This window comes from Polaromonas sp. LjRoot131 (assembly GCF_964252805.1).
GTDB lineage: Bacteria > Pseudomonadota > Gammaproteobacteria > Burkholderiales > Burkholderiaceae_C > Polaromonas.
On record NZ_CAXUPF020000005.1, the window covers coordinates 151,030 to 171,131 of the forward strand.

Consider the following 20,102-nt stretch of genomic DNA (forward strand, 5'->3'; position numbering starts at 1 on the left):
GGGCAGTTTTCGCCGTTTAAAGGGGAGGGGTCAGGGGCAGGGTCGCGGGCAGCGGCGCAGGTTTTGCTGCGGGCACCACGACACCCATGGAAATCACATAGGTCAGGGCTTCATCGACGCTCATCTTGAGTTCGATGCAGTCGCTTTTTTTCAGCATCACGAAGTAGCCGCCGGTGGGGTTGGGCGTGGTCGGGACGTAAACGCTCAGGTAGTCGCCCTGCAGGTGGTTGACCACGTCGCCGCCGGGCGTGCCGGTGAGAAAGCCGATCGTCCAGACGCCTTCACGCGGCCATTGCACCAGCAGGGCCTTGCGGAAAGCGTTGCCGTTTTCCGAGAACACCGTGTCGGAAACCTGCTTCACACTGGAATAGATGGAGCGCACGATGGGAATGCGGCTCAGGAAGGAATTGCCCCAGCGCACCAGCTTTTTGCCGAAGAAATTGCTCGCAAAGGCGCCCATCAGCAGCACGATCAGCAGCATGAGCAGCACGCCGAAGCCCGGGATATGGAAACCCAGCAGCTTGTCGGGGTGCCAGGAACCGGGCAGGATGAGCAGGGTCTGGTCCAGCGTGCCGACGATCCAGTCGAGCACCCACAGCGTGATCGCCAGGGGAACCAGCACCAGCAGTCCGGCCAGAAGCCATCGGCGGATTGAGGCCATCACGAAGACGATTTGGAGGAAGAATCGCCGGCCGGGGCCTTGGCGGGCGCAGCCGGCGCGGGAGCCGGGGCCGCGGCGCTGCTGGCCGGCGCGGCTGCACCGGAATCGGCCGGCTTGCTGTCGGCGCCGCTGCCCTTGCCCGCTTCGCCGCCGTCAGCCTTGGGCGCGGGCGCGCCGGCCGTGCTGTTGCCGCCGCGGAAGTCTGTCACGTACCAGCCCGAGCCCTTGAGCTGGAAACCCGCGGCCGTGACCTGCTTTTTGAACGCGGGCGCGCCGCATTGCGGACACACCGTCAGCGGCGCATCGGAGATTTTTTGCAGAACGTCCTTGGCATGCCCACAGGACTCGCATTTATAGGCGTAGATTGGCATAGTGCTTAAGGCTTTGAGGGGGTGTTCCGAGGAATACCCGGGGAAATTTGCCTGGATTGCCTGAAAAAGGCACCCAGATGCAAAGCCTTCAATTATAGGCCGTTGGGGGCCCCGTCAAGCTCAGAACAAGCGGAACCGCAGCACCTGCACCAGTTGCATGGTGACCAGCGCCAAAACAAAGCCCAGGCCGCCGTAAATCACGCTTTGCAGCAGCTTGTTGGTGCGTTTTTGCTCGTACAGCAGTTCCTCGATCTCCCGGCGGTGCAGCCCGGGCGGGGATTTGAGGTATTGCGACAGCAGGCGCGGCAGGCCCGGCAGCAGCTTGGCATAGGCCGGCGCCTCGGCCTTGAGCTGTGCCAGCAGTTTCTCGGGGCCCACCTGTTCCAGCATCCATTTTTCGAGAAAAGGCTTGGCGGTGCTCCAGAGGTCCAGGTCGGGGTCCAGCTCCCGCCCCAGGCCTTCGATGTTGAGCAGGGTTTTCTGCAGCAGCACCAGCTGGGGCTGGATTTCAACATGAAAGCGCCGCGAGGTCTGGAACAGCCGCATCAGCACCAGTCCCAGCGAGATTTCCCGCAAAGGCCGGTCGAAATAGGGTTCGCAGCAGGCGCGGATGGCGGCCTCCAGTTCGTCGACCCGCGTTTCGGGGGGCACCCAGCCGGACTCGAGGTGCAGCTCGGCCACCCGTTTGTAGTCGCGCTGGAAAAAGGCGCTGAAGTTCTGCGCCAGGTATTCCTTGTCGACCTCGGTCAGCGTGCCCACGATCCCGAAGTCCAGCGAGATGTAACGGCCGAAGGTTTCGGGTGCCAGACTGACCTGGATATTGCCCGGGTGCATGTCGGCATGGAAGAAGCCGTCACGGAACACCTGGGTGAAAAAGATGGTGACGCCGTCGCGCGCCAGTTTTTTCATGTCCACACCGGCATCGCGCAGGCGCTGGGCCTGGCTGATGGGAACGCCTTTCATGCGCTCCATGACCATCACGTCGGGCATGCAGAAATCCCAGACCATCTCGGGGATCATGACCAGGTCAAGGTCCTGCATGTTGCGGCGCAGTTGGGCCGCATTGGCCGCCTCGCGCAGCAGGTCGAGCTCGTCGTGCAGGTATTTGTCGAATTCGCCGACCACCTCGCGGGGCTTGAGGCGCTTGCCGTCGGCCGAAGCACTTTCTATCCAGCCGGCCATCATGTGCATCAGCGCCAGGTCTTTTTCGATGGCGGGCAGCATATTGGGCCGCAGCACCTTGACGGCCACTTCGCGGCCGTTCGGCAGGGTGGCGAAGTGCACCTGGGCGATCGAGGCGCTGGCCACCGGCGTTTGCTCAAAGCTCGCAAAAATCCGGTCCAGCGGCCGGCCGAAGGCTTTTTCGATGATGGCCACGGCCACGGCGGATTCAAAGGGCGGCACCCGGTCCTGCAGGCGGGCCAGTTCGTCGGCGATGTCGGGCGGCAGCAGGTCGCGGCGGGTGGACATCACCTGGCCGAACTTGACGAAGATGGGACCCAGGCTTTCGAGCGCTTCGCGCAGGCGCTCGCCGCGCGGCGCCTTCAGGTTGCGGCCGACCGAAACAATGCGCGTCAGCAGGCGTATCCAGGGACGCTCGAAACTGGAGAGCACCAGCTCGTCCAGCCCGAACCGCAGCACGGTCCAGACGATGAAGATGCCGCGGAAAAGCCGGGTCACGCAGCAGCCTTCGCGGCCGGGGCGCCCTCGCCTGCCGCCGCGGGGCTTGCGGGGGCCGCCGGGGTGGCGACGCCGGATGACACGGGGGCCGGGGACAGCGGCGTCCTGGCCAGGAACTGCTTGAGCCCTTCAAACAGGCGGCGCCCGGCATCGGCCACCGCATGGGCGGGTGCGTCGCCGATCAGGCGCGACAGGTCTTCTTCGGCATCCCAGCGCAGGTTCTCCGCCAGCCAGCCCAGTTCCGCGGCCAGTTGCACGTCGCCTTCGATCTTCACTGGCGGCGGCTTGCCGGACAGCACGGATTGCATGACCGTCAGGGGTGATTCGGTGGCAACGGCCAGCGTGAGGTCCGGCGTGGCGCCGGGCGCCGCCCGGTCCACCAGGCCCGCCGGCGTGACCACCAGATCGATCGAAAACAGGCCCCAGCGCAGGTGCACCACCCGCCCCTTTTGCCGCAGCAGGCGGTCTTGCGCCTGCTTCTCCTGCATCAGGACGTGGTTCAGAAAGAGCACCAGCCGTTGCTGCCCCTCATCGACCACCCAGGCGGGCGGCTGAAAGCGGGTGGCAATGGATTCCAGAAATGAAAAAGGTGACGTGGGCGAGGTATTCATACGCCCCCGATTTTGCAGGATAAAACGCCTGACAAGGCAAGTAGCCTATTTATCTGCCAGCCGGGGCCGCGGAACCGGCTTTGCCGGGCCGCAGGCGCAGCGCCCCCTCGGGGGGCAGCGCAGTACACGAAGTGAAAAGCGTGGGGGCTTATTGCAATGCCTGAACGCCAGCGACTAACCAGCCGCTGCCGCCGCTGCGCGGCTTGGTCATGTTCCAGACTTCACGGAAGGGGCTGGCGCCTGCGGAGGCGTCTTCGCGGATCATGCCGGAGAACTCCACGCTGGCCATGTAGACGTCGCTGAGCTCCTCGATACCGAGCAGTTGGGCGTCCAGCATCACGACTTCGGTCTTGTTGACCTGGCCGCCGGTGTGCGATTCGCGGTCGGCGAGCTGGGTCTTGATCTGCTCAAGCATGTCGTCGGTCATCATGGCGCGCAGGCTCTGGATGTCGGAGCGGTCCCAGGCATCCTGCAGCGTCACGAAGTTGGCCTTGCTGGCCTTGAGGAAGCCTTCGGCGTCAAAGCCGGCCGGCACGCCCCAGGACTGCGAACCCAGCAGGGCCGAGCCGATCATGGAGCCGCCCGCGGCAGGTGCAGCCGCGTCGTATTTGTTGGCGTCGAAAGCCATGCTGCTGCGCTCCCAGGGGCGCGCGGAGGCATCGTTGCCCACGTTCTCGGGGCTGTAGTTCTTGGGGGTGGTGGCATTGCCTGCACCCTGGAAGGCGAACGGCGCCTGGCCGGACGCCGCGCCGGATGCGGCGGCGGCCCCGCCCTTGAGCCTGCGCATGACAAAACCGATCACCACCATGACCACCAGCGCCAGCAGGGCGAACATGATGATCTGACCGAAGGCGCCACCCAGGCCCAGCGACGAAGCCAGCCAGGCCAGGCCCAGGCCCGCGGCCAGGCCGCCGAGCATGGCGCCCCAGGGGCGCTTGGGCGCCTGCGCGGGCGTTGCGGCGGGCGTTGCCGGTTTGGCGGCGGAATTGGTGGCCGAACTGGCGCCACCCGGCGCCGCCTCGCGTTGCGTGACGTTGGACGACTGTTTGCCGAACGACTTGCCGCCACCCAGGCGCTTGGCCTCGGCCGACGTGCCGGCCAGGGCCATGGCCGTGACCAGCACGGCGGAAAGAATTGCGGACCAGATTTTCGTTTTCATATCGTCTCCTAAATCACACTCAACACTTCAATTTCAATTCAGCGGTTCAATGCCTCAGCACTTGATTCCAACATGCAATGCCACCACACCGCCCGACATGTTGTGATAGTCCACATGGCCGAAACCACCTTTGCGCATCAGGGCTTTAAGTTCTTCCTGGCCCGGATGCATGCGGATGGACTCGGCGAGGTACTGGTAACTTGAGTCGTCGTTGGCCACCAGCTTGCCCAGCCGGGGCAGGACCTTGAAGGAATACCAGTCGTAAATTTTTTCCAGCGGCTTGGCCACTTTGGAGAATTCGAGCACCAGCAGCTTGCCGCCGGGCTTGAGCACGCGGTTCATCTCGCGCAGCGCGTCTTCCTTGTGCGTCATGTTGCGCAGGCCGAAAGCCACGGTCACCACGTCAAAGCTCGCATCGGGGAAAGGCAGGTGCTCCGCGTCGCAGACCAGCGTCGGCAGGTTCACGCCGGCGTCCAGCAGGCGGTTGCGGCCTTCGCGCAGCATGGCCTCGTTGATGTCGGTGTGCACCACACGCCCGGTGCTGCCCACCTTGGGGGCAAAGGCCAGCGCCAGGTCGCCGGTGCCGCCGGCGATGTCCAGCACTTGGGAACCCTCTTTGACATTGGCCACCAGCACCGTGTAGGCCTTCCAGGCGCGGTGCAGGCCCATGGACATCAGGTCGTTCATCACGTCGTATTTGGGCGCCACGGAATCGAAAACGCCGCGCACGCGGCGCGCCTTGTCCTGCTCGTCGACGGATTCAAAACCGAAATGGGTACTGCTCATGCATCAATGCTAGAGGGCAATGCCCGGAATGACCGCGACAACCCTGGGATGACGCGGGGCATTGCGGCCTTATTGCCGGCTTTTATGCTGGAAAAACAACAGTGCCGCAAAGCCGGCTTTCGCCGCGCTCGCGCGGCCTGCGTGGTCAGTGGCTTGCGCAGTCGTGGCCGCCGGCTTGCGGCATGGGCGCGTCGCGGTCCACGCCGGCCGCCTGCAGGCGCCGCTGGTAGTCGTCCCAGAGGCGGCTCTGCTCGGCGCCCAGGTGGTAGAGGTAGTCCCAGGAAAAAATCCCGCTCTCGTGGCCGTCGGAAAACACCGGCTTGACCGCGTAGTTGCCGATGGGCTCGAGCTCGACCAGGTTCACCTCGCGCTTGCCGGTCTGCAGGATTTCCTGGCCCGGGCCGTGGCCCTGGACCTCGGCCGACGGCGAGTAGATGCGCATGAGTTCAAACGGAATCCGGAACTCGGCGCCGTCGGAAAAAGCGATTTCAAGGACGCGCGACTGGCTGTGGACCGTCAGCGCCGTGGGCGTCGGGGAGCCGGGTTGAAGGCCTGCCATGGAGTGATCGCTTTCTGAGAGGAAATGGCCGGACGCATCCGGCCATCATGGTTTTGGCAATAAGCCCATTGACGCCGAAGCCGGCCTAGACCAGCACCCGCTCGATGCCGCCGTGGTTGACCGCTTCCACATAGGTCGGCAGCCATTCCTTGCCCAGGATCTGGTTGGCCATTTCCACGACGATGTAGTCGGCCTCGAGCAGGCCGTTCTGCAGGTCGTCGCCGTAGCGCGAAAGCCCTTGCAGGCAGCTCGGGCAGCTGGTGAGGATCTTGACGCTGCCGCTTTCGGCGACGGCGCCGGACGCCCGCAGGGCGGCTTCACCCTTGCGCAGCTCTTCTTCCTTGCGAAAGCGGATCTGCGTCGAGATGTCGGGGCGGGTGACGCCCAGCGTGCCGGATTCGCCGCAGCAGCGGTCGTTCTTGAGCACGTTGTCGCCCATCAGGGCCTTGACGGTCTTCATGGGCTCCTGCAGCTTCATGGGGCTGTGGCAGGGGTCGTGGTAAAGGTAGCCCGCACCGGCTTGGTCGGTGCGCAGGGTGATGCCTTTTTCCAGCAGGTACTCGTGGATGTCGATGATGCGGCAGCCCGGGAATATCTTCTCGAACTCATAGCCCTGCAACTGGTCGTAGCAGGTGCCGCAGCTGACCACCACGGTCTTGATATCCAGGTAGTTCAGCGTGTTGGCCACGCGGTGGAACAGCACCCGGTTGTCGGTGATGATTTTTTCGGCCTTGTCGAACTGGCCGCTGCCGCGCTGCGGATAGCCGCAGCACAAATAGCCCGGCGGCAACACGGTCTGCACGCCCGCATGCCACAGCATGGCCTGCGTCGCCAGGCCGACCTGGCTGAACAGGCGCTCGGAGCCGCAGCCGGGGAAATAGAACACGGCCTCGGTTTCCGACGTGGTGCTTTTCGGGTTGCGGATGATCGGGACGTAGTCCTTGTCCTCGATGTCCAGCAGCGCGCGCGCGGTCTTTTTGGGCAGGCCGCCCGGCATCTTCTTGTTGATGAAGTGGATCACCTGCTCTTTCACGGGCGCCTTGCCGACCGTGGCCGGCGGCAGCGCCGTCTGCTTGCGCGCCAGCCGGCGCAGCAGGTCGTTGGCCAGGCGCTGGGCCTTGAAGCCCACGTCGACCATGGCGCCGCGCATGAACTTGATGGTCTGCGGGCTGGTCGCGTTCAGGAAGATCATGGCGGCGGCGTTGCCGGGCCGGAAGGACTTTTGCCCCATCTTGCGCAGCAGGTTGCGCATGTTCATCGAGACTTCGCCGAAGTCGATGTCCACCGGGCAAGGGGTCAGGCACTTGTGGCAGACCGTGCAGTGGTCGGCCACGTCTTCGAACTCTTCCCAGTGCTTGATGCTCACGCCGCGCCGGGTCTGCTCTTCGTACAGGAAGGCTTCCACCAGCAGCGAGGTCGCCAGGATCTTGTTGCGCGGGCTGTACAGCAGGTTGGCGCGCGGCACGTGGGTGGCGCAGACCGGCTTGCATTTGCCGCAGCGCAGGCAGTCCTTCACGCTGTCGGCGATGGCGCCTATGTCGGACTGCTGCATGATCAGCGACTCGTGCCCCATGAGGCCGAAGCTGGGCGTGTAGGCGTTGGTCAAATCGGCTTGAAGACTTTGCCCTTCTTTGCCAAGGTGTCCCTGGTTTCGCAGCAGCTTGCCCTTGTTGAAGCGCCCTTCCGGGTCGACCTTCTGCTTGTATTCGGTGAAGGGCCGCAGCTCCTCGTCGGTCAGGAATTCCAGCTTGGTGATGCCGATGCCGTGCTCGCCGGAAATCACGCCATCCAGCGAGCGGGCCAGCACCATGATGCGCGCCACGGCCTCATGCGCGGTCTGCAGCATCTCGTAGTCGTCGCTGTTGACGGGCAGGTTGGTGTGCACGTTGCCGTCGCCGGCGTGCATGTGCAGCGCCGCCCAGACACGGCCCTTGAGTACGCGCTTGTGGATGGCGGTGCACTCCTCCAGAATCGGCGAAAACGCGCCACCCGCGAAGATCGCCTGGAGCTGGGCGCGAATATCGGTTTTCCAGCTGGCGCGCAGCGAATGGTCTTGCAGTTGCGGGAACAAAGTGGCCACGCCTGCCAGCCAGCCGGACCAGCGAGCCCGCACTTCGGCCACCAGCGCAAGCGCCTGGGCCACACGGTCTTCCAGCAGCTCTGCCGATGGAATGTCGTTGGCATCGTCGGATTTGCCCAGGGGCAGGTTGCCCTTGAGGAAAAAAGCCTCGAGTTCGTCGCACAGCTTGATCTTGTTGGCCAGGCTGAGCTCGATATTGATCTGCTCGATCCCATCGGTGTACTCCGCCATACGGGGCAGCGGGATCACCACGTCTTCATTGATCTTGAAGGCGTTTGTATGCTTGGAGATCGCGGCGGTACGCTTGCGGTCCAACCAGAATTTCTTGCGGGCGTCGGGGCTGATGGCGATAAAACCTTCGCCGTGGCGCGAGTTGGCGATGCGCACGACTTCCGACGTGGCACGCGCCACGACATCGGCATCGTCACCGGCAATGTCGCCAAACAGCACCATCTTCGGCAAGCCGCCATGCTTTTTCGATTTGGTGGCGTAGCCGACCGCCTTCAGGTAGCGATCATCCAGATGCTCAAGCCCCGCCAGGATGGCGCCGCCGCGCTTTTGCTCGGCGAACATGAAGTCCTTGATCTCGACGATGCTGGGCACTGCGTCCTTGGCATTGCCGAAGAACTCCAGGCACACGGTGCGCGTGTGCGCCGGCATACGGTGCACGATCCAGCGTGCGCTGGTGATGAGGCCGTCGCAGCCTTCCTTCTGGATACCAGGCAGGCCGCTCAGGAACTTGTCGGTAACGTCTTTGCCCAGGCCTTCCTTGCGGAAGGTTTTTCCGGGAATATCCAGCCGCTCGGTGCGAATGGGGGTTTTGCCGTCGGCCTCGAAGTATTGCAGCTCGAAGCTGGCCATCTCGGCGTCATGGATCTTGCCGAGGTTGTGGCCCACGCGCGTGACTTCCAGCCACTGAGCCTGGGGCGTGACCATGCGCCAGGAGGCGAGGTTATCCAGCGCAGTGCCCCACAGCACGGCTTTTTTACCGCCCGCGTTCATCGCGATGTTGCCGCCTATGCAAGAGGCTTCGGCCGAGGTCGGATCGACCGCGAACACAAAGCCGCCGCGCTCGGCCGCGTCGGCCACGCGCTGGGTGACCACGCCGGCTTCGGTCCAGATGGTGGCGACCGGCTGTTCAAGGCCGGGCAGCGAGACCATTTCGACCTCGGTCATGGCTTCGAGTTTTTCGGTGTTGATGACGGCCGACTTCCAGGTCAGCGGGATCGCCCCGCCGGTGTAGCCGGTGCCGCCGCCGCGCGGGACGATGGTCAGGCCCAGTTCGATGCAGGCCTTGACCAGGCCGGCCATTTCAACTTCGGTGTCGGGCGTGAGGACCACAAAGGGGTATTCGACGCGCCAGTCGGTCGCGTCGGTGACGTGCGAGACGCGCGAGAGGCCGTCGAACTTGATGTTGTCCTTGAGGGTCAGCTTGCGCAGCTTGCGTTCCGTCAGGCGGCGCAGGTCGTACATCTCGCTGAAGGAGGTATAGAAGCGGGCGACGGCGCCGCGGGCGGCGTCCAGCAGTTCGCCGACGATGGCGTCGCGCTGCGGGTCCGCGTCCGGCGTGCGGCGTTTCTCCACCTCGGTCAGGCGGTGGTGCAGGGCGTCGACCAGCAGCTTGCGCCGCTTGGGGTTGTCGAGCAGGTCATCCTGCAGGTAGGGGTTGCGCTGCACCACCCAAACGTCGCCCAGCACTTCGTAGAGCATGCGCGCGGAGCGGCCGGTGCGGCGCTCGTCGCGAAGGCGGTTCAGCAGGTCCCAGGCCCGTTCGCCGAGCAGGCGGATGACCACCTCGCGGTCGGAAAACGAGGTGTAGTTGTAGGGAATCTCGCGGATGCGGGCTTCGCCGGCCTTTGCGTCACCGGCAAAGACGTGGAGTTCTTGGAGTGTGGTAGGGGCGTTCATCGTGAAAAGCCAGCGGCCTCAGACCCGTGTCCAGCGCTGTTGCCCTATATTACCGCAGCGCAACATCCGAAGCCGTACCACACCGCCTGGGGGAAGAGTCCTAAGTTGTCTTATGGAAATCCCGCTTGTCGGAGGCTCTCGAAATCGCTTAAATCCACGTGTCATAAACAGTTTCTAGACTGTCCCGTTTAACTTGGCGCCCCTTGTGCGCGCCCAATTCCCAGGAGTTTTGATGAAAAACCGTCTTTCCGCGTTCGCTTTTGCGGCCCTAGGCCTTTGCCTGCCTTTGGCCGGCCAGGCGCAGACCGAGATCCAGTGGTGGCACTCCATGACGGCCGTCAACGGCGAATGGGTCAATGACCTGGCCAAGCAGTTCAACGAAAGCCAGAAGGAATACAAGGTGGTGCCTACCTTCAAGGGCACCTACGACGAATCCATGACCGCTTCCATCGCGGCCTTCCGCGCCGGCAACGCGCCCCACATCCTGCAAGTGTTCGAAGTCGGCACCGCCACCATGATGGCCAGCAAGGGCGCCGTCATTCCAGTCGGCCAGGTCATGAAAGACGCGGGCGAGAAGTTCGATCCCAACGCCTACATTGGTGCTGTGGCCGGTTATTACACGGCGCCCAACGGCCAGATGCTGAGCTTCCCCTTCAACAGCTCGACCACCATCTTTTACTTCAACAAGGACGCCTTCAAGGCTGCCGGTCTGCCCACCGACAAGGCGCCCGTGACCTGGCCCGAGGTGGTCAACGCCGCCGCCAAGCTCAAGGCATCGGGCCACAAGTGCCCCTTCACGACCGCATGGCAGGGCTGGACGCAGCTGGAAAGCTTCTCGGCCTGGCACAACGTCGAGTTCGCGACCAAGAGCAACGGCCTGGCCGGGCTCGACGCGCGCATGAAGATCAACTCGCCGCTGCACGTGCGCCACATCGAAAACCTGGCCAACATGGCCAAGCAAGGCCTTTTTGTCTACAAAGGCCGCGGCAACGTGCCGGAAGCCAGCTTTGTGTCGGGCGAGTGCGCCATGATCAACACCTCTTCGGGCTTCTACGGCAACGTGGCCAAGAACGCCAAGTTCGCCTACGGCCTGGCTCCGCTGCCTTACTACCAGGACGTCCCCGGTGCGCCACAGAACACCGTGATCGGCGGCGCCAGCCTCTGGGTCATGTCGGGCAAGAAGCCCGCCGAATACAAGGGTGTTGCCAAGTTCTTCAGCTTCATCTCCACGCCTGAAGTGCAGTCGGCCAGCCACAAGCGCACGGGCTACCTGCCGGTGACCACCGCCGCTTACCAGCTGACCGAAAAGTCGGGCTTCTACACGCAGAACCCGGGCACCGATGTCGCCGTGACGCAGATGATCCGCAAGGTGACCGACAAGAGCCGCGGCATTCGCCTGGGCAACTACGTGCAGGTGCGTGCAATCGAGGACGAGGAACTCGAACAGGTCTGGAACGGCAAGAAGACGGCCAAGGAAGCCCTGGACTCCATCGTCAAGCGCGGCAACGAGCAGCTTGAGCGCTTCCAGAAAGCCAACAAAGGCTGATCACGCAAGCGACGGAGCAAGCCCGCCAGCCGGGCTACACTCGGCCCGCCTGACACGCTCTTCTTGACAAAAGAAAGCCAGGCGGGTTTTATGTTTAAGCGCCCCCAAGCTACCGCCCACTGAAGGCCCTATGGAAAAACGCGTTGTCTTTCGATCCAGCTGGCTGCCCTGGCTGCTGCTGCTGCCGCAAATGGCGGTTATTTTGGTGTTCTTCTTCTGGCCGGCGGCGCAGGCCCTGCTGCAGTCGCTGCAGCAGCAGGACCCCTTCGGCACCTCCATCGAGTTCGTCGGCCTGGCCAATTTCAGGCAGCTGCTGGACGACCCGAGCTATGTGGAATCCTTCAAGACCACCGCGTTTTTCTCGGTGATGGTGGCCGGCATCGGCATCAGCCTGTCGCTGGTGCTGGCGGTTTTCGCCGACCGCATCACGCGCGGCGGCATGTTCTACAAGACCATGCTGGTGTTGCCCTACGCCGTCGCGCCCGCAGTGGCCGCCGTGCTGTGGGTCTTCATGTTTTCGCCCTCGCTGGGTGTGGTGGCCTATGCCCTGGGCAAGATAGGCATCAACTGGAACCACCTGCTGGACTCCGGCCACGCCATGACGCTGATCGTGATGGCGTCGGTCTGGAAGCAGATCTCCTACAACTTCCTGTTCTTCCTGGCGGGACTGCAGTCGATCCCCAAGTCGCTGATCGAAGCCGCCGCGATCGACGGTGCCCGGCCGTGGCGCCGCTTCTGGACCATCCAGTTCCCGCTGCTGTCGCCCACCACCTTCTTCCTGCTGGTCATCAACGTGGTCTACGCCTTCTTCGACACCTTCGCGATCGTCGACGCCGCCACCCAGGGCGGGCCGGGCAAGGACACGGCCATCCTGGTCTACAAGGTGTATTACGACGGCTTCAAGGCCATGGACCTGGGCGGCTCGGCCGCGCAATCCGTCGTCCTGATGGTGATCGTGGTCGCGCTGACGGTCATCCAGTTCCGCTATGTCGAGAAAAAGGTCCAGTACTGATGAAACCAAACAATAAAACGGGGGGCCACCATGGTTGAAAAACGCGGAACACAAGGCATCCTCGCCCACGTGGTGGTGATGCTGGGCGTCTTCATCGTCGCCTTCCCTCTCTACCTGGCCTTCGTGGCCTCGACCCACACGGCGCAGGAAATCGTGCAGGCGCCCATGCCAATGCTGCCGGGCACGAACATGCTCGACAGCTACAAGGCTGCGCTGTTCGGGCGCGAATCTGCGGCCGGCTCCAACGCGCCGGTGGCGCACATGATGTGGGTCAGCTTCGTCACGGCGATGGTGATCGCCATCGGCAAGATCACCATCTCGCTGCTGTCGGCCTTTGCCATCGTGTACTTCCGCTTTCCCTTCAAGAAGACCTGCTTCTGGGCCATCTTCATCACGCTGATGCTGCCGGTCGAGGTGCGCATACTGCCGACCTACAAGGTGCTGTCGGACCTGAACATGCTCAACACCTATGCGGGCCTCACCGTGCCGCTGATCGCTTCGGCCACGGCGACCTTTCTGTTCCGCCAGTTCTTCCTGACGGTACCCGAAGAGCTGACCGAGGCCTCGCGCATGGACGGCGCCAGCCCCATGCGCTTTTTCTTCGACGTGCTGCTGCCGCTGTCCAAGACTTCGATCGCCGCGCTCTTCGTGATCCAGTTCATCTACGGCTGGAACCAGTACCTCTGGCCGCTGTTGGCCACGACCAGCGAAGACATGTACCCGGTCGTCGTGGGCATCAAGCGCATGATCGCCGGCGGCGACGGCCAGAACGAATGGAACGTGGTCATGGCGACCGCCATTTTGGCGATGCTGCCGCCCGCCCTGGTGGTGGTGCTGATGCAGAAATGGTTCGTCAAGGGCCTGGTCGATACCGAGAAATAAAAGAAACACGCAAGACAAGACGGAACACAACTATGGCATCCCTTTCATTCAACAACATCGTCAAGCGTTACGGCACCGGCAAGGACGCGCTGCAGGTACTGCACGGCGTGAACGCCGAAATCAAGGATCACGAATTCATCGTCATCGTCGGGCCCTCGGGCTGCGGCAAATCCACCCTGCTGCGCATGGTGGCCGGCCTCGAGGAAGTCAGCGACGGGCAAATCTCCATCGGCGGCAAGGTCGTCAACGAACTGGAGCCGTCCGAGCGCGATATCGCCATGGTGTTCCAGAACTACGCGCTCTACCCGCACATGAGCGTGTTCGACAACATGGCCTACGGCCTGAAGATCGCCAAGGTGCCCAAGGACGAGATCAAGACGCGCGTCGACAAGGCCGCGAAGATCCTCGAACTGGGCCACCTGCTGGACCGCAAGCCTCGCGCCCTCTCGGGCGGCCAGCGCCAGCGCGTGGCCATGGGCCGCGCCATCGTGCGCCAGCCGCAGGTATTCCTGTTCGACGAGCCGCTGTCCAACCTGGACGCCAAGCTGCGCGTGCAGACGCGCCTGGAAATCCAGAAGCTGCACCGCGAACTCGGCATCACCTCGCTCTTCGTCACGCACGACCAGGTCGAAGCCATGACGCTGGCGCAGCGCATGATGGTGATGAACGCCGGCCGCATGGAGCAGTTCGGCACGCCTGAAGAGGTCTACAACCGCCCCGCCACCACCTTTGTGGCCAGTTTTATGGGCTCACCGCCCATGAACCTGCTCAAGCAGGCGCCGAACGCCGACTTCGGCGGCAAGCCCGGCGCCATCCTGGGCATACGGCCCGAGCACCTGCAGGTGGGCACCTCCGGCTGGGCGGTGCAGGTCGACACGATTGAAATGCTGGGCGCCGAGCGCCTGCTGTACTGCCGCATGGGCAGCGAAGCCATCATCGTGCGCACCGACGAAAGCCTGTCAATAGCGCCAGAGATCGGCGCGACCATCCACGTCACGCCGCGCGCGGACCGTCTGCACTGGTTTGACGCCGAAACGGGCAAACGGCTGTAATTCCGCCATGACGAATCCCGTGACCGCAGCCAACTGGCCCTATCCCCGCTGGGTGGCACACCGCGGCGCCGGCAAGCTGGCGCCTGAAAACACCCTGGCCTCTTTCATGCTGGGCGCCAGCCATGGCTACCGCATGTTTGAGTGCGACGTGAAACTCAGCGCCGACGGCATCCCGTTTTTGCTGCACGATGCCACGCTGGAGCGCACCAGCAACGGCAAAGGCGTCGCCGGCGAACTGAGCTGGGAGGCGCTGGCAAAGCTGGACGCGGGCGGCTGGCATTCGCCGGCCTTTGCCGCCGAAGGCCTGGCCAGCTTTGAGCACATCGCCCGCTTTTGCCTGGACAAGGGTTATTTCCTGAACATCGAGATCAAGCCCACGCCGGGTATCGAGAGCCGCACCGGCACCGTCGTGGCCAACGAGGCGGCCCGGCTCTGGCAGGGCACGGCGACTCCACCGCTGCTGACGTCCTTCCAGCCGCTGTCGCTGGAAGCCGCCCGCGCCGCGCAGCCCCAATTGCCGCGCGGCCTGCTGCTCGACGAACTGCCCGCCAGCTGGCTGGAAACCGCGGCCGGGCTGGGCTGTGTGGCGATTGTCTGCAACCACAAACTGTGGAATGCCGACACGGTGGCACAGGCCAAGAAAGCCGGTTTCAGGCTGCTGAGCTACACGGTGAACGACGAGGCCAATGTGCAGAGGCTGCTGGCGCTGGGCACCGACGGCATCATCACAGACGCCGTGAACGTCTTCAAGCCCGACTTGTAGCCGGATATTTGAGGGGCTTTAGAAATTCAATTGCCGGGATGCAGGGCAAGGCGCCCGGAGCGCAGGAACCGGAATGCACTTGCGGTGCATGAGGATTCCGCGCAACGCCGCCATGCGCCCGGGAATTGGATTTATGAAGTCCCTCAGGCTTTCCAGGCACCCAGAAGCACCCACTGGCAGGTTGCGGCAACAACCACCATCGCGGCATAGGTCAGCATCTTCCCGTCATGGCCGAAAAACACCAGGCCGCCGACCAGTACCAGCACATTCACGGCAAAAACAATCGCCGCCTGCGCCCACCAGCTGGCGGCCACGGGGTTTTTAGGCCTAAAAACTCCGCCAAAGACACGGCTGGACAGCACCAACAGCACGGCGACCGCGGCGGCCGGCAGGACAAGATTGAACAGGTGATTGGCCAGCAGGTAAAAGGTCATGCGCTTGGGGGACGGTTGAAGAATCGCCGGGAAGCATCCCAAAAAGCCTGAAAAAAGGGCTATCAAGGCAATTGTCAGGGCTTCCAGCCGGGCTGGCCGCTTCAATTTTATAATCGGAGGATGTCAGTCTGGGCCCTTGGGCTAAACCATAACACCGCACCGCTCGATTTGCGCGGGCGATTTGCCTACGCCCTGGACCAGGTCGAGCCCACCTTGCGCGGCCTGCGCGCCTCGCTGGCGCGCCAGCCCGAGGCGACCCTTCTCTCTACCTGTAACCGCACCGAAATCTACTGCGCCGGCGACAACACCGACCTGGACCACACGCTGGAGTGGCTGGCGCACAACGGCGGCGTCTCGCCGGCCCTGCTGCGCTCGCATGCCTATACGCTGCAGGGTGACCAGGTCGCCCGCCACGCCTTTCGCGTGGCCAGCGGCCTGGACTCCATGGTTCTGGGCGAACCGCAAATCCTGGGCCAGATGAAAGACGCGGTGCGCGCCGCCGAAGACGCCGGCGCCATGGGCACCACGCTGCACCAGCTGTTCCAGCGCTCCTTTGCCGTGGCCAAGGAGGTGCGCAGCAGCACCGAAATCGGCGCGCACAGCATCAGCATGGCGGCGGCCAGCGTGCGCCTGGCCGGCCAGCTGTTTGAGAATTTGAGCGACATCAAGGTGCTGTTTGTCGGCGCCGGCGAGATGATAGACCTCGCGGCCACCCACTTCGCCGCCAAAAACCCCAAAGCCATGGCGATTGCCAACCGCACGCTGGAGCGCGGCGAAAAGCTGGCCGGCCGCTTCGGCGCCGAGGTCATGCGCCTGGCCGACCTGCCCAGCCGCCTGCACGAATTCGACGCGGTGATCAGCTGCACCGCCAGCACGCTGCCCATCATCGGCCTGGGCGCGGTCGAGCGCGCCGTCAAGCTGCGCAAGCACCGCCCCATGTTCATGGTCGACCTGGCCGTGCCGCGCGACATCGAACCCGAAGTCAAGGCCCTGCCCGACATCTACCTCTACACGGTGGACGACCTGGCGCACGTGGTGCAGACCGGCAAGGACAGCCGCAAGGCCGCCGTGGCCCAGGCCGAGGTCATCATCGACGCCGGCGTGCAGAACTTCATGCACTGGCTGGGCCAGCGCCGCAGCGTGCCGCTGATCCAGCAGCTCAACGCGCAGACCGATGAATGGCGCGCCGCCGAAATCGTGCGGGCCAAGAAGCTGCTCGCCCGAGGCGAGCCCATAGACACCGTGCTGGACGCGCTGACCCGCGGCCTGACCCAGAAGATGCTGCACGGCACACTGGCCGAATTGCATGCCGGCGATGCCAGCAGCCGCGAAGCCACGGCGCAGACCGTCTCCCGGTTGTTTTTGCGCGGCCAGCTGCCCAAAATCAAGCCCGACGGCAAAGAGCGTTAGCGCCCTCCCCTGCGCTGATTTCTCGCGCCGGCGCCAGCCGGCCCCTTGTTGACGGCCTTGCGGCACCTCTTTCGGCTTTTCCGGCTCCTTTTTCCATGAAACCCTTTCTTCGCCAAACCCTGGACCGCCAGCTTCTGCGGCTGCACGAGCTGGACTCGCTGCTGTCCGCCAGCGACGTGGTCAGCGACCTGGACCGTTTTCGCGCGCTGACCCGGGAGCACGCTGAAGCCAGCGTGATCGCCGAGCAGTACACGCGGCTGACCGGCCGCGAGGCCGACCTGGCCGGCGCCGAAAGCATGCTGGCCGAAGCCAAGGACGACCCCGAGATGGCCGCCATGGCCGAGGAAGAGATTGACGCGGCCAAGGCCGACATCGCCGCCATCGACGAAGCGCTGCAGCTGATGCTGATCCCCAAGGACCCGGACGACCTGCGGCCGGCCTTTGTCGAAATCCGCGCCGGCACCGGCGGCGACGAGTCGGCGCTGTTTGCCGGCGACCTGTTCCGCATGTACACGCGTTTTGCCGAGCGCAATCGCTGGCAGGTCGAGATCATCAGCGAGTCGCCCAGCGAACTCGGCGGCTACAAGGAGGTGGTACTGCGCATCGAAGGCGCCGCCGACGCCATGGGCGTGGGCGTTTACGGCAAGCTGCGTTTCGAGTCGGGCGGTCACCGCGTGCAGCGCGTACCGGCCACCGAAACCCAGGGCCGCATCCACACCAGCGCCTGTACCGTGGCCGTGATGCCCGAGCCTGACGAAGCGGTAGCGATACAGATCAACCCGGCCGACCTGCGCATAGACACTTACCGCGCCAGCGGCGCCGGCGGCCAGCACATCAACAAAACCGACTCGGCCGTGCGCATCACGCACATCCCGACCGGCATCGTCGCCGAATGCCAGGAAGGCCGCAGCCAGCACAGCAACAAAGCCCAGGCGCTCAAGGTATTGACCGCCCGCATCCATGAAAAAGACCGTGCCGAGCGCGCCGCCAAGGACGCGGCCCTGCGTAAAGGCCTGGTCGGCACGGGTGACCGCAGCGACCGCATCCGCACCTACAACTTCCCGCAGGGGCGCCTCACCGACCACCGCATCAACCTGACGCTGTACAAGCTGCTGGCCATCATGGAGGGTGACCTGGGCGACGTGATCACCGCGCTGCAGGTGGCGCGCGGTGCCGAGCAACTCGCCGAACTGGAAACCGCCAACAGCGGGCTCTGAGGTACCCCGTGAACCCGCCAAACTGCGCGCAAGCGCTGGCCGCCGCCCAGACGCTGGGACTGGAGCGGCTGGACGCCCAGCTCCTGCTGCTGCATGCGCTGGGCAAGCCCGGCGACGCGCGGGCCTGGTTGCTGGCACACGACACCGATATCCTGCAGGACCGGGCCGCTGAAGATTTCCGGGCCATGTGCCTGCGCCGGGCCGCCGGGGAGCCTGTGGCCTACATCGTCGGCCACAAGGAGTTTTTCGGCCTCACACTGCAGGTGGACGCCCGCGTGCTGATACCGCGGCCCGACACCGAAACCCTGGCGGACTGGTCGCTTGAGCGGCTGGGCGCTTCCGGCATGCCGCCGGTACCGGCGGTGCTCGACCTGGGCACGGGCAGCGGCGCGATTGCGCTGGCCATCGCACATAGCCTTCAAACCGAGGGCCGCCAAGCCAAGGTGGTGGCCGTGGACGCAAGCGCGGATGCGCTGGAAGTGGCCCGGGGCAACGCCTCGCGCCTGGGGCTGGCCCTGGATTTCATCCAGAGCCACTGGCTTGAGAAAGTTAGCGGACACTTTCACCTGATCGTTAGCAACCCGCCATACATCGCCAGCGCCGATCCCCATCTGGAGGCCCTGGCTTATGAACCCCTGTCCGCCCTGGCTGCCGGCACCGACGGGCTGGACGACATCCGCGACATCGTGCGGCAAGCTCCCGGCCACTTGCTGTCGGGCGGCTGGCTGCTGCTGGAGCATGGCTACGACCAGGCCGAGGCGGTATGCGCCCTGCTGGCCCAGGCGGGCTTTGCGCAAGTCCAGAGCCGGCTGGACCTGGCCGGCATCGCGCGCTGTTCGGGTGGGCTGTGGGTGGGCGCGTGAGGCGGCCACGCGGGATGCCAAACGGCGGGATAATCGACCAGTTGAATTCTGCTTCCCAGATTCCATCTAACTGAAGTCGCTTGCCCCGATACGGGCTGGCGCGGGGCACAAGCCCCTACCCCCACGGATTCGCAAAGGATTTCACCATGAGCACCACAGACCCCACCCAGCAACGCATTGCCGAAATCGTCAAATCCAGCGACGTGGTCCTTTTCATGAAGGGCACGGCCCAGTTCCCCATGTGCGGCTTCTCCGGTCGCGCCATCCAGGTCCTGAAGGCCTGCGGCGTGAACAAACCGGCCACCGTGAACGTGCTGGAGGACGAGGACATCCGCCACGGCATCAAGGAATTCAGCAATTGGCCCACCATCCCCCAGCTGTATGTGAAGGGTGAATTCATCGGCGGTTCGGACATCATGATGGAGATGTACCAAAGCGGCGAACTCCAGCAGGTGCTGGGCACACCCGCCGCCTGAGCGGCCGGCGCTCAAGGCGCGGCGTCTGCGCGCCGCGCCTTTTCCTTTTAGGTATCGCTCAGCGCGTGTAGCCCGAGCAGGCGCCCGCGTCCACGGCGCCCTTGCATTCGCGCTTGAGGCGCGCAGTGCGCTGGGCAGCCGTTTCACCCGATCCTTGAATGAATTTAGCTTTGCCGCCCGAAGCGGCGCTACCGGATTTGGCCGCTTTTTTGGATTTGGACTTGGCGGGCTTGCCGCCCTCCGGTGCCGGCTGGGTCTGCGCCTGGGCATGGCTTGCTCCCAGGGCGGCCGCCACGAGCGCGGCCAGGACGGGTCTCATCAAGGACTTGATGTGCATTTTTGCTCCCTCTCTTTTTTTGCTTTTATCAAACGCGGCTGACACCGCGCGCCTCGGCAAATTCTATTGCAGCTTGGGATCGCCGAAAACCTCGTCGTCGGGCGGGGTGTCCGCTGGCAGGCGGAAGCCTTCGCTGGCCCAGGCGCCCAGGTCGATGTTTTTGCAGCGCTCGCTGCAAAACGGGCGAAACGGGTTGCTGGGCGCGTAAACGCTTTCGCCGCCGCAGCCCGGGCACACAACCAGCTTGACGGAGGGGGAGTCTTTTTTTGTCACAGGCATGTTTCAGGACAGGTCT

General features: G+C 64.1%; 20 protein-coding genes. 9 read left to right on the top strand and 11 right to left on the bottom strand.

Going from position 1 to position 20,102, the window contains the following annotated elements; translation table 11 throughout:
- Positions 1 to 16 precede the first annotated feature (16 nt).
- The 8 genes from ACSQ27_RS20920 to ACSQ27_RS20955 form a co-directional block, all read right to left on the bottom strand.
- Entirely contained in the window at positions 17 to 661 is a 645-nt protein-coding gene (locus ACSQ27_RS20920; protein ID WP_436157415.1) for a DUF502 domain-containing protein, read from the bottom strand.
- The gene (locus ACSQ27_RS20925) at positions 661 to 1,032 is read right to left on the bottom strand and encodes an FmdB family zinc ribbon protein (RefSeq protein ID WP_436157416.1); all 372 of its coding nucleotides are present in this window, start codon (positions 1,030 to 1,032) and stop codon (positions 661 to 663) included. Before ACSQ27_RS20925 ends, ACSQ27_RS20920 begins: the two co-directional genes overlap by 1 nt.
- Positions 1,033 to 1,152: 120 nt before the next feature.
- Positions 1,153 to 2,712 carry a ubiquinone biosynthesis regulatory protein kinase UbiB gene (gene ubiB / locus ACSQ27_RS20930; RefSeq protein WP_436157417.1) on the bottom strand — a complete coding sequence of 520 codons (1,560 nt, stop codon included), beginning with the start codon at positions 2,710 to 2,712 and terminating at the stop codon, positions 1,153 to 1,155.
- Positions 2,709 to 3,323, bottom strand: coding sequence for a ubiquinone biosynthesis accessory factor UbiJ (locus ACSQ27_RS20935; protein ID WP_436157418.1), 615 nt, complete (start codon positions 3,321 to 3,323; stop codon positions 2,709 to 2,711). Before ACSQ27_RS20935 ends, ubiB begins: the two co-directional genes overlap by 4 nt.
- A gap of 148 nt (positions 3,324 to 3,471) precedes the next feature.
- Positions 3,472 to 4,482, bottom strand: coding sequence for a Tim44 domain-containing protein (locus ACSQ27_RS20940; protein WP_436157419.1), 1,011 nt, complete (start codon positions 4,480 to 4,482; stop codon positions 3,472 to 3,474).
- Positions 4,483 to 4,536: 54 nt separating this feature from the next.
- Entirely contained in the window at positions 4,537 to 5,268 is a 732-nt protein-coding gene (gene ubiE, locus ACSQ27_RS20945; protein WP_436157420.1) for a bifunctional demethylmenaquinone methyltransferase/2-methoxy-6-polyprenyl-1,4-benzoquinol methylase UbiE, read from the bottom strand.
- Between the two features lie 145 nt (positions 5,269 to 5,413).
- A complete protein-coding gene (locus ACSQ27_RS20950) occupies positions 5,414 to 5,827 on the bottom strand; it encodes a gamma-butyrobetaine hydroxylase-like domain-containing protein (RefSeq protein WP_436157421.1) in 414 nt (137 codons plus the stop codon).
- An 85-nt stretch (positions 5,828 to 5,912) separates the two neighbouring features.
- Positions 5,913 to 9,815, bottom strand: coding sequence for a DUF3683 domain-containing protein (locus ACSQ27_RS20955; protein ID WP_436157422.1), 3,903 nt, complete (start codon positions 9,813 to 9,815; stop codon positions 5,913 to 5,915).
- 232 nt (positions 9,816 to 10,047) lie between these two features.
- Here ACSQ27_RS20955 and ugpB point away from each other — a divergent pair, with 232 nt between their 5' ends.
- The 5 genes from ugpB to ugpQ all read left to right on the top strand — a co-directional run bounded on the left by ugpB (position 10,048) and on the right by ugpQ (position 15,070).
- A complete protein-coding gene (ugpB, locus tag ACSQ27_RS20960) occupies positions 10,048 to 11,361 on the top strand; it encodes a sn-glycerol-3-phosphate ABC transporter substrate-binding protein UgpB (RefSeq protein WP_436157423.1) in 1,314 nt (437 codons plus the stop codon).
- 130 nt (positions 11,362 to 11,491) lie between these two features.
- Entirely contained in the window at positions 11,492 to 12,373 is an 882-nt protein-coding gene (gene ugpA / locus ACSQ27_RS20965) for a sn-glycerol-3-phosphate ABC transporter permease UgpA (protein WP_436157424.1), read from the top strand.
- Positions 12,374 to 12,403: 30 nt separating this feature from the next.
- Entirely contained in the window at positions 12,404 to 13,255 is an 852-nt protein-coding gene (gene ugpE / locus ACSQ27_RS20970) for a sn-glycerol-3-phosphate ABC transporter permease UgpE (RefSeq protein WP_436157425.1), read from the top strand.
- Between the two features lie 32 nt (positions 13,256 to 13,287).
- A complete protein-coding gene (locus ACSQ27_RS20975) occupies positions 13,288 to 14,307 on the top strand; it encodes a sn-glycerol-3-phosphate import ATP-binding protein UgpC (protein ID WP_436157426.1) in 1,020 nt (339 codons plus the stop codon).
- Positions 14,308 to 14,314: 7 nt separating this feature from the next.
- Positions 14,315 to 15,070 carry a glycerophosphodiester phosphodiesterase gene (ugpQ, locus tag ACSQ27_RS20980; RefSeq protein ID WP_436157427.1) on the top strand — a complete coding sequence of 252 codons (756 nt, stop codon included), beginning with the start codon at positions 14,315 to 14,317 and terminating at the stop codon, positions 15,068 to 15,070.
- Positions 15,071 to 15,213: 143 nt separating this feature from the next.
- On the opposite strand, the gene ACSQ27_RS20985 is transcribed toward ugpQ, so the two are convergent.
- The gene (locus ACSQ27_RS20985; protein WP_436157428.1) at positions 15,214 to 15,504 is read right to left on the bottom strand and encodes a hypothetical protein; all 291 of its coding nucleotides are present in this window, start codon (positions 15,502 to 15,504) and stop codon (positions 15,214 to 15,216) included.
- Between the two features lie 120 nt (positions 15,505 to 15,624).
- Between ACSQ27_RS20985 and hemA the strand changes: the two genes are divergently transcribed.
- The 4 genes from hemA to grxD all read left to right on the top strand — a co-directional run bounded on the left by hemA (position 15,625) and on the right by grxD (position 19,470).
- Entirely contained in the window at positions 15,625 to 16,914 is a 1,290-nt protein-coding gene (gene hemA, locus ACSQ27_RS20990) for a glutamyl-tRNA reductase (RefSeq protein WP_436157429.1), read from the top strand.
- Positions 16,915 to 17,009: 95 nt separating this feature from the next.
- A complete protein-coding gene (gene prfA / locus ACSQ27_RS20995; RefSeq protein WP_436157430.1) occupies positions 17,010 to 18,131 on the top strand; it encodes a peptide chain release factor 1 in 1,122 nt (373 codons plus the stop codon).
- Between the two features lie 8 nt (positions 18,132 to 18,139).
- A complete protein-coding gene (gene prmC / locus ACSQ27_RS21000; protein WP_436157431.1) occupies positions 18,140 to 18,994 on the top strand; it encodes a peptide chain release factor N(5)-glutamine methyltransferase in 855 nt (284 codons plus the stop codon).
- Between the two features lie 146 nt (positions 18,995 to 19,140).
- The gene (grxD, locus tag ACSQ27_RS21005) at positions 19,141 to 19,470 is read left to right on the top strand and encodes a Grx4 family monothiol glutaredoxin (RefSeq protein WP_436157432.1); all 330 of its coding nucleotides are present in this window, start codon (positions 19,141 to 19,143) and stop codon (positions 19,468 to 19,470) included.
- 58 nt (positions 19,471 to 19,528) lie between these two features.
- Here grxD and ACSQ27_RS21010 read toward each other — a convergent pair whose 3' ends face one another.
- Together ACSQ27_RS21010 and ACSQ27_RS21015 are read right to left on the bottom strand one after the other, a co-directional pair.
- Entirely contained in the window at positions 19,529 to 19,792 is a 264-nt protein-coding gene (locus ACSQ27_RS21010) for a hypothetical protein (RefSeq protein ID WP_436157433.1), read from the bottom strand.
- A 78-nt stretch (positions 19,793 to 19,870) separates the two neighbouring features.
- Positions 19,871 to 20,086 carry a DNA gyrase inhibitor YacG gene (locus ACSQ27_RS21015; RefSeq protein WP_436157434.1) on the bottom strand — a complete coding sequence of 72 codons (216 nt, stop codon included), beginning with the start codon at positions 20,084 to 20,086 and terminating at the stop codon, positions 19,871 to 19,873.
- Between the last annotated feature and the right edge of the window lie 16 nt (positions 20,087 to 20,102).

Bases quoted from the DNA above. Each gene is read 5' to 3' on its own strand.
- ACSQ27_RS20920 (WP_436157415.1), bottom strand. From the start codon at position 661: ATGGCCTCAATCCGCCGATGGCTTCTGGCCGGACTGCTGGTGCTGGTT.
- ACSQ27_RS20925 (WP_436157416.1), bottom strand. From the start codon at position 1,032: ATGCCAATCTACGCCTATAAATGCGAGTCCTGTGGGCATGCCAAGGAC.
- ACSQ27_RS20935 (WP_436157418.1), bottom strand. From the start codon at position 3,323: ATGAATACCTCGCCCACGTCACCTTTTTCATTTCTGGAATCCATTGCC.
- ACSQ27_RS20940 (WP_436157419.1), bottom strand. From the start codon at position 4,482: ATGAAAACGAAAATCTGGTCCGCAATTCTTTCCGCCGTGCTGGTCACG.
- ubiE (WP_436157420.1), bottom strand. From the start codon at position 5,268: ATGAGCAGTACCCATTTCGGTTTTGAATCCGTCGACGAGCAGGACAAG.
- ACSQ27_RS20950 (WP_436157421.1), bottom strand. From the start codon at position 5,827: ATGGCAGGCCTTCAACCCGGCTCCCCGACGCCCACGGCGCTGACGGTC.
- ACSQ27_RS20955 (WP_436157422.1), bottom strand. From the start codon at position 9,815: ATGAACGCCCCTACCACACTCCAAGAACTCCACGTCTTTGCCGGTGAC.
- ugpB (WP_436157423.1), top strand. From the start codon at position 10,048: ATGAAAAACCGTCTTTCCGCGTTCGCTTTTGCGGCCCTAGGCCTTTGC.
- ugpA (WP_436157424.1), top strand. From the start codon at position 11,492: ATGGAAAAACGCGTTGTCTTTCGATCCAGCTGGCTGCCCTGGCTGCTG.
- ugpE (WP_436157425.1), top strand. From the start codon at position 12,404: ATGGTTGAAAAACGCGGAACACAAGGCATCCTCGCCCACGTGGTGGTG.
- ACSQ27_RS20975 (WP_436157426.1), top strand. From the start codon at position 13,288: ATGGCATCCCTTTCATTCAACAACATCGTCAAGCGTTACGGCACCGGC.
- ugpQ (WP_436157427.1), top strand. From the start codon at position 14,315: ATGACGAATCCCGTGACCGCAGCCAACTGGCCCTATCCCCGCTGGGTG.
- ACSQ27_RS20985 (WP_436157428.1), bottom strand. From the start codon at position 15,504: ATGACCTTTTACCTGCTGGCCAATCACCTGTTCAATCTTGTCCTGCCG.
- hemA (WP_436157429.1), top strand. From the start codon at position 15,625: ATGTCAGTCTGGGCCCTTGGGCTAAACCATAACACCGCACCGCTCGAT.
- prfA (WP_436157430.1), top strand. From the start codon at position 17,010: ATGAAACCCTTTCTTCGCCAAACCCTGGACCGCCAGCTTCTGCGGCTG.
- grxD (WP_436157432.1), top strand. From the start codon at position 19,141: ATGAGCACCACAGACCCCACCCAGCAACGCATTGCCGAAATCGTCAAA.
- ACSQ27_RS21015 (WP_436157434.1), bottom strand. From the start codon at position 20,086: ATGCCTGTGACAAAAAAAGACTCCCCCTCCGTCAAGCTGGTTGTGTGC.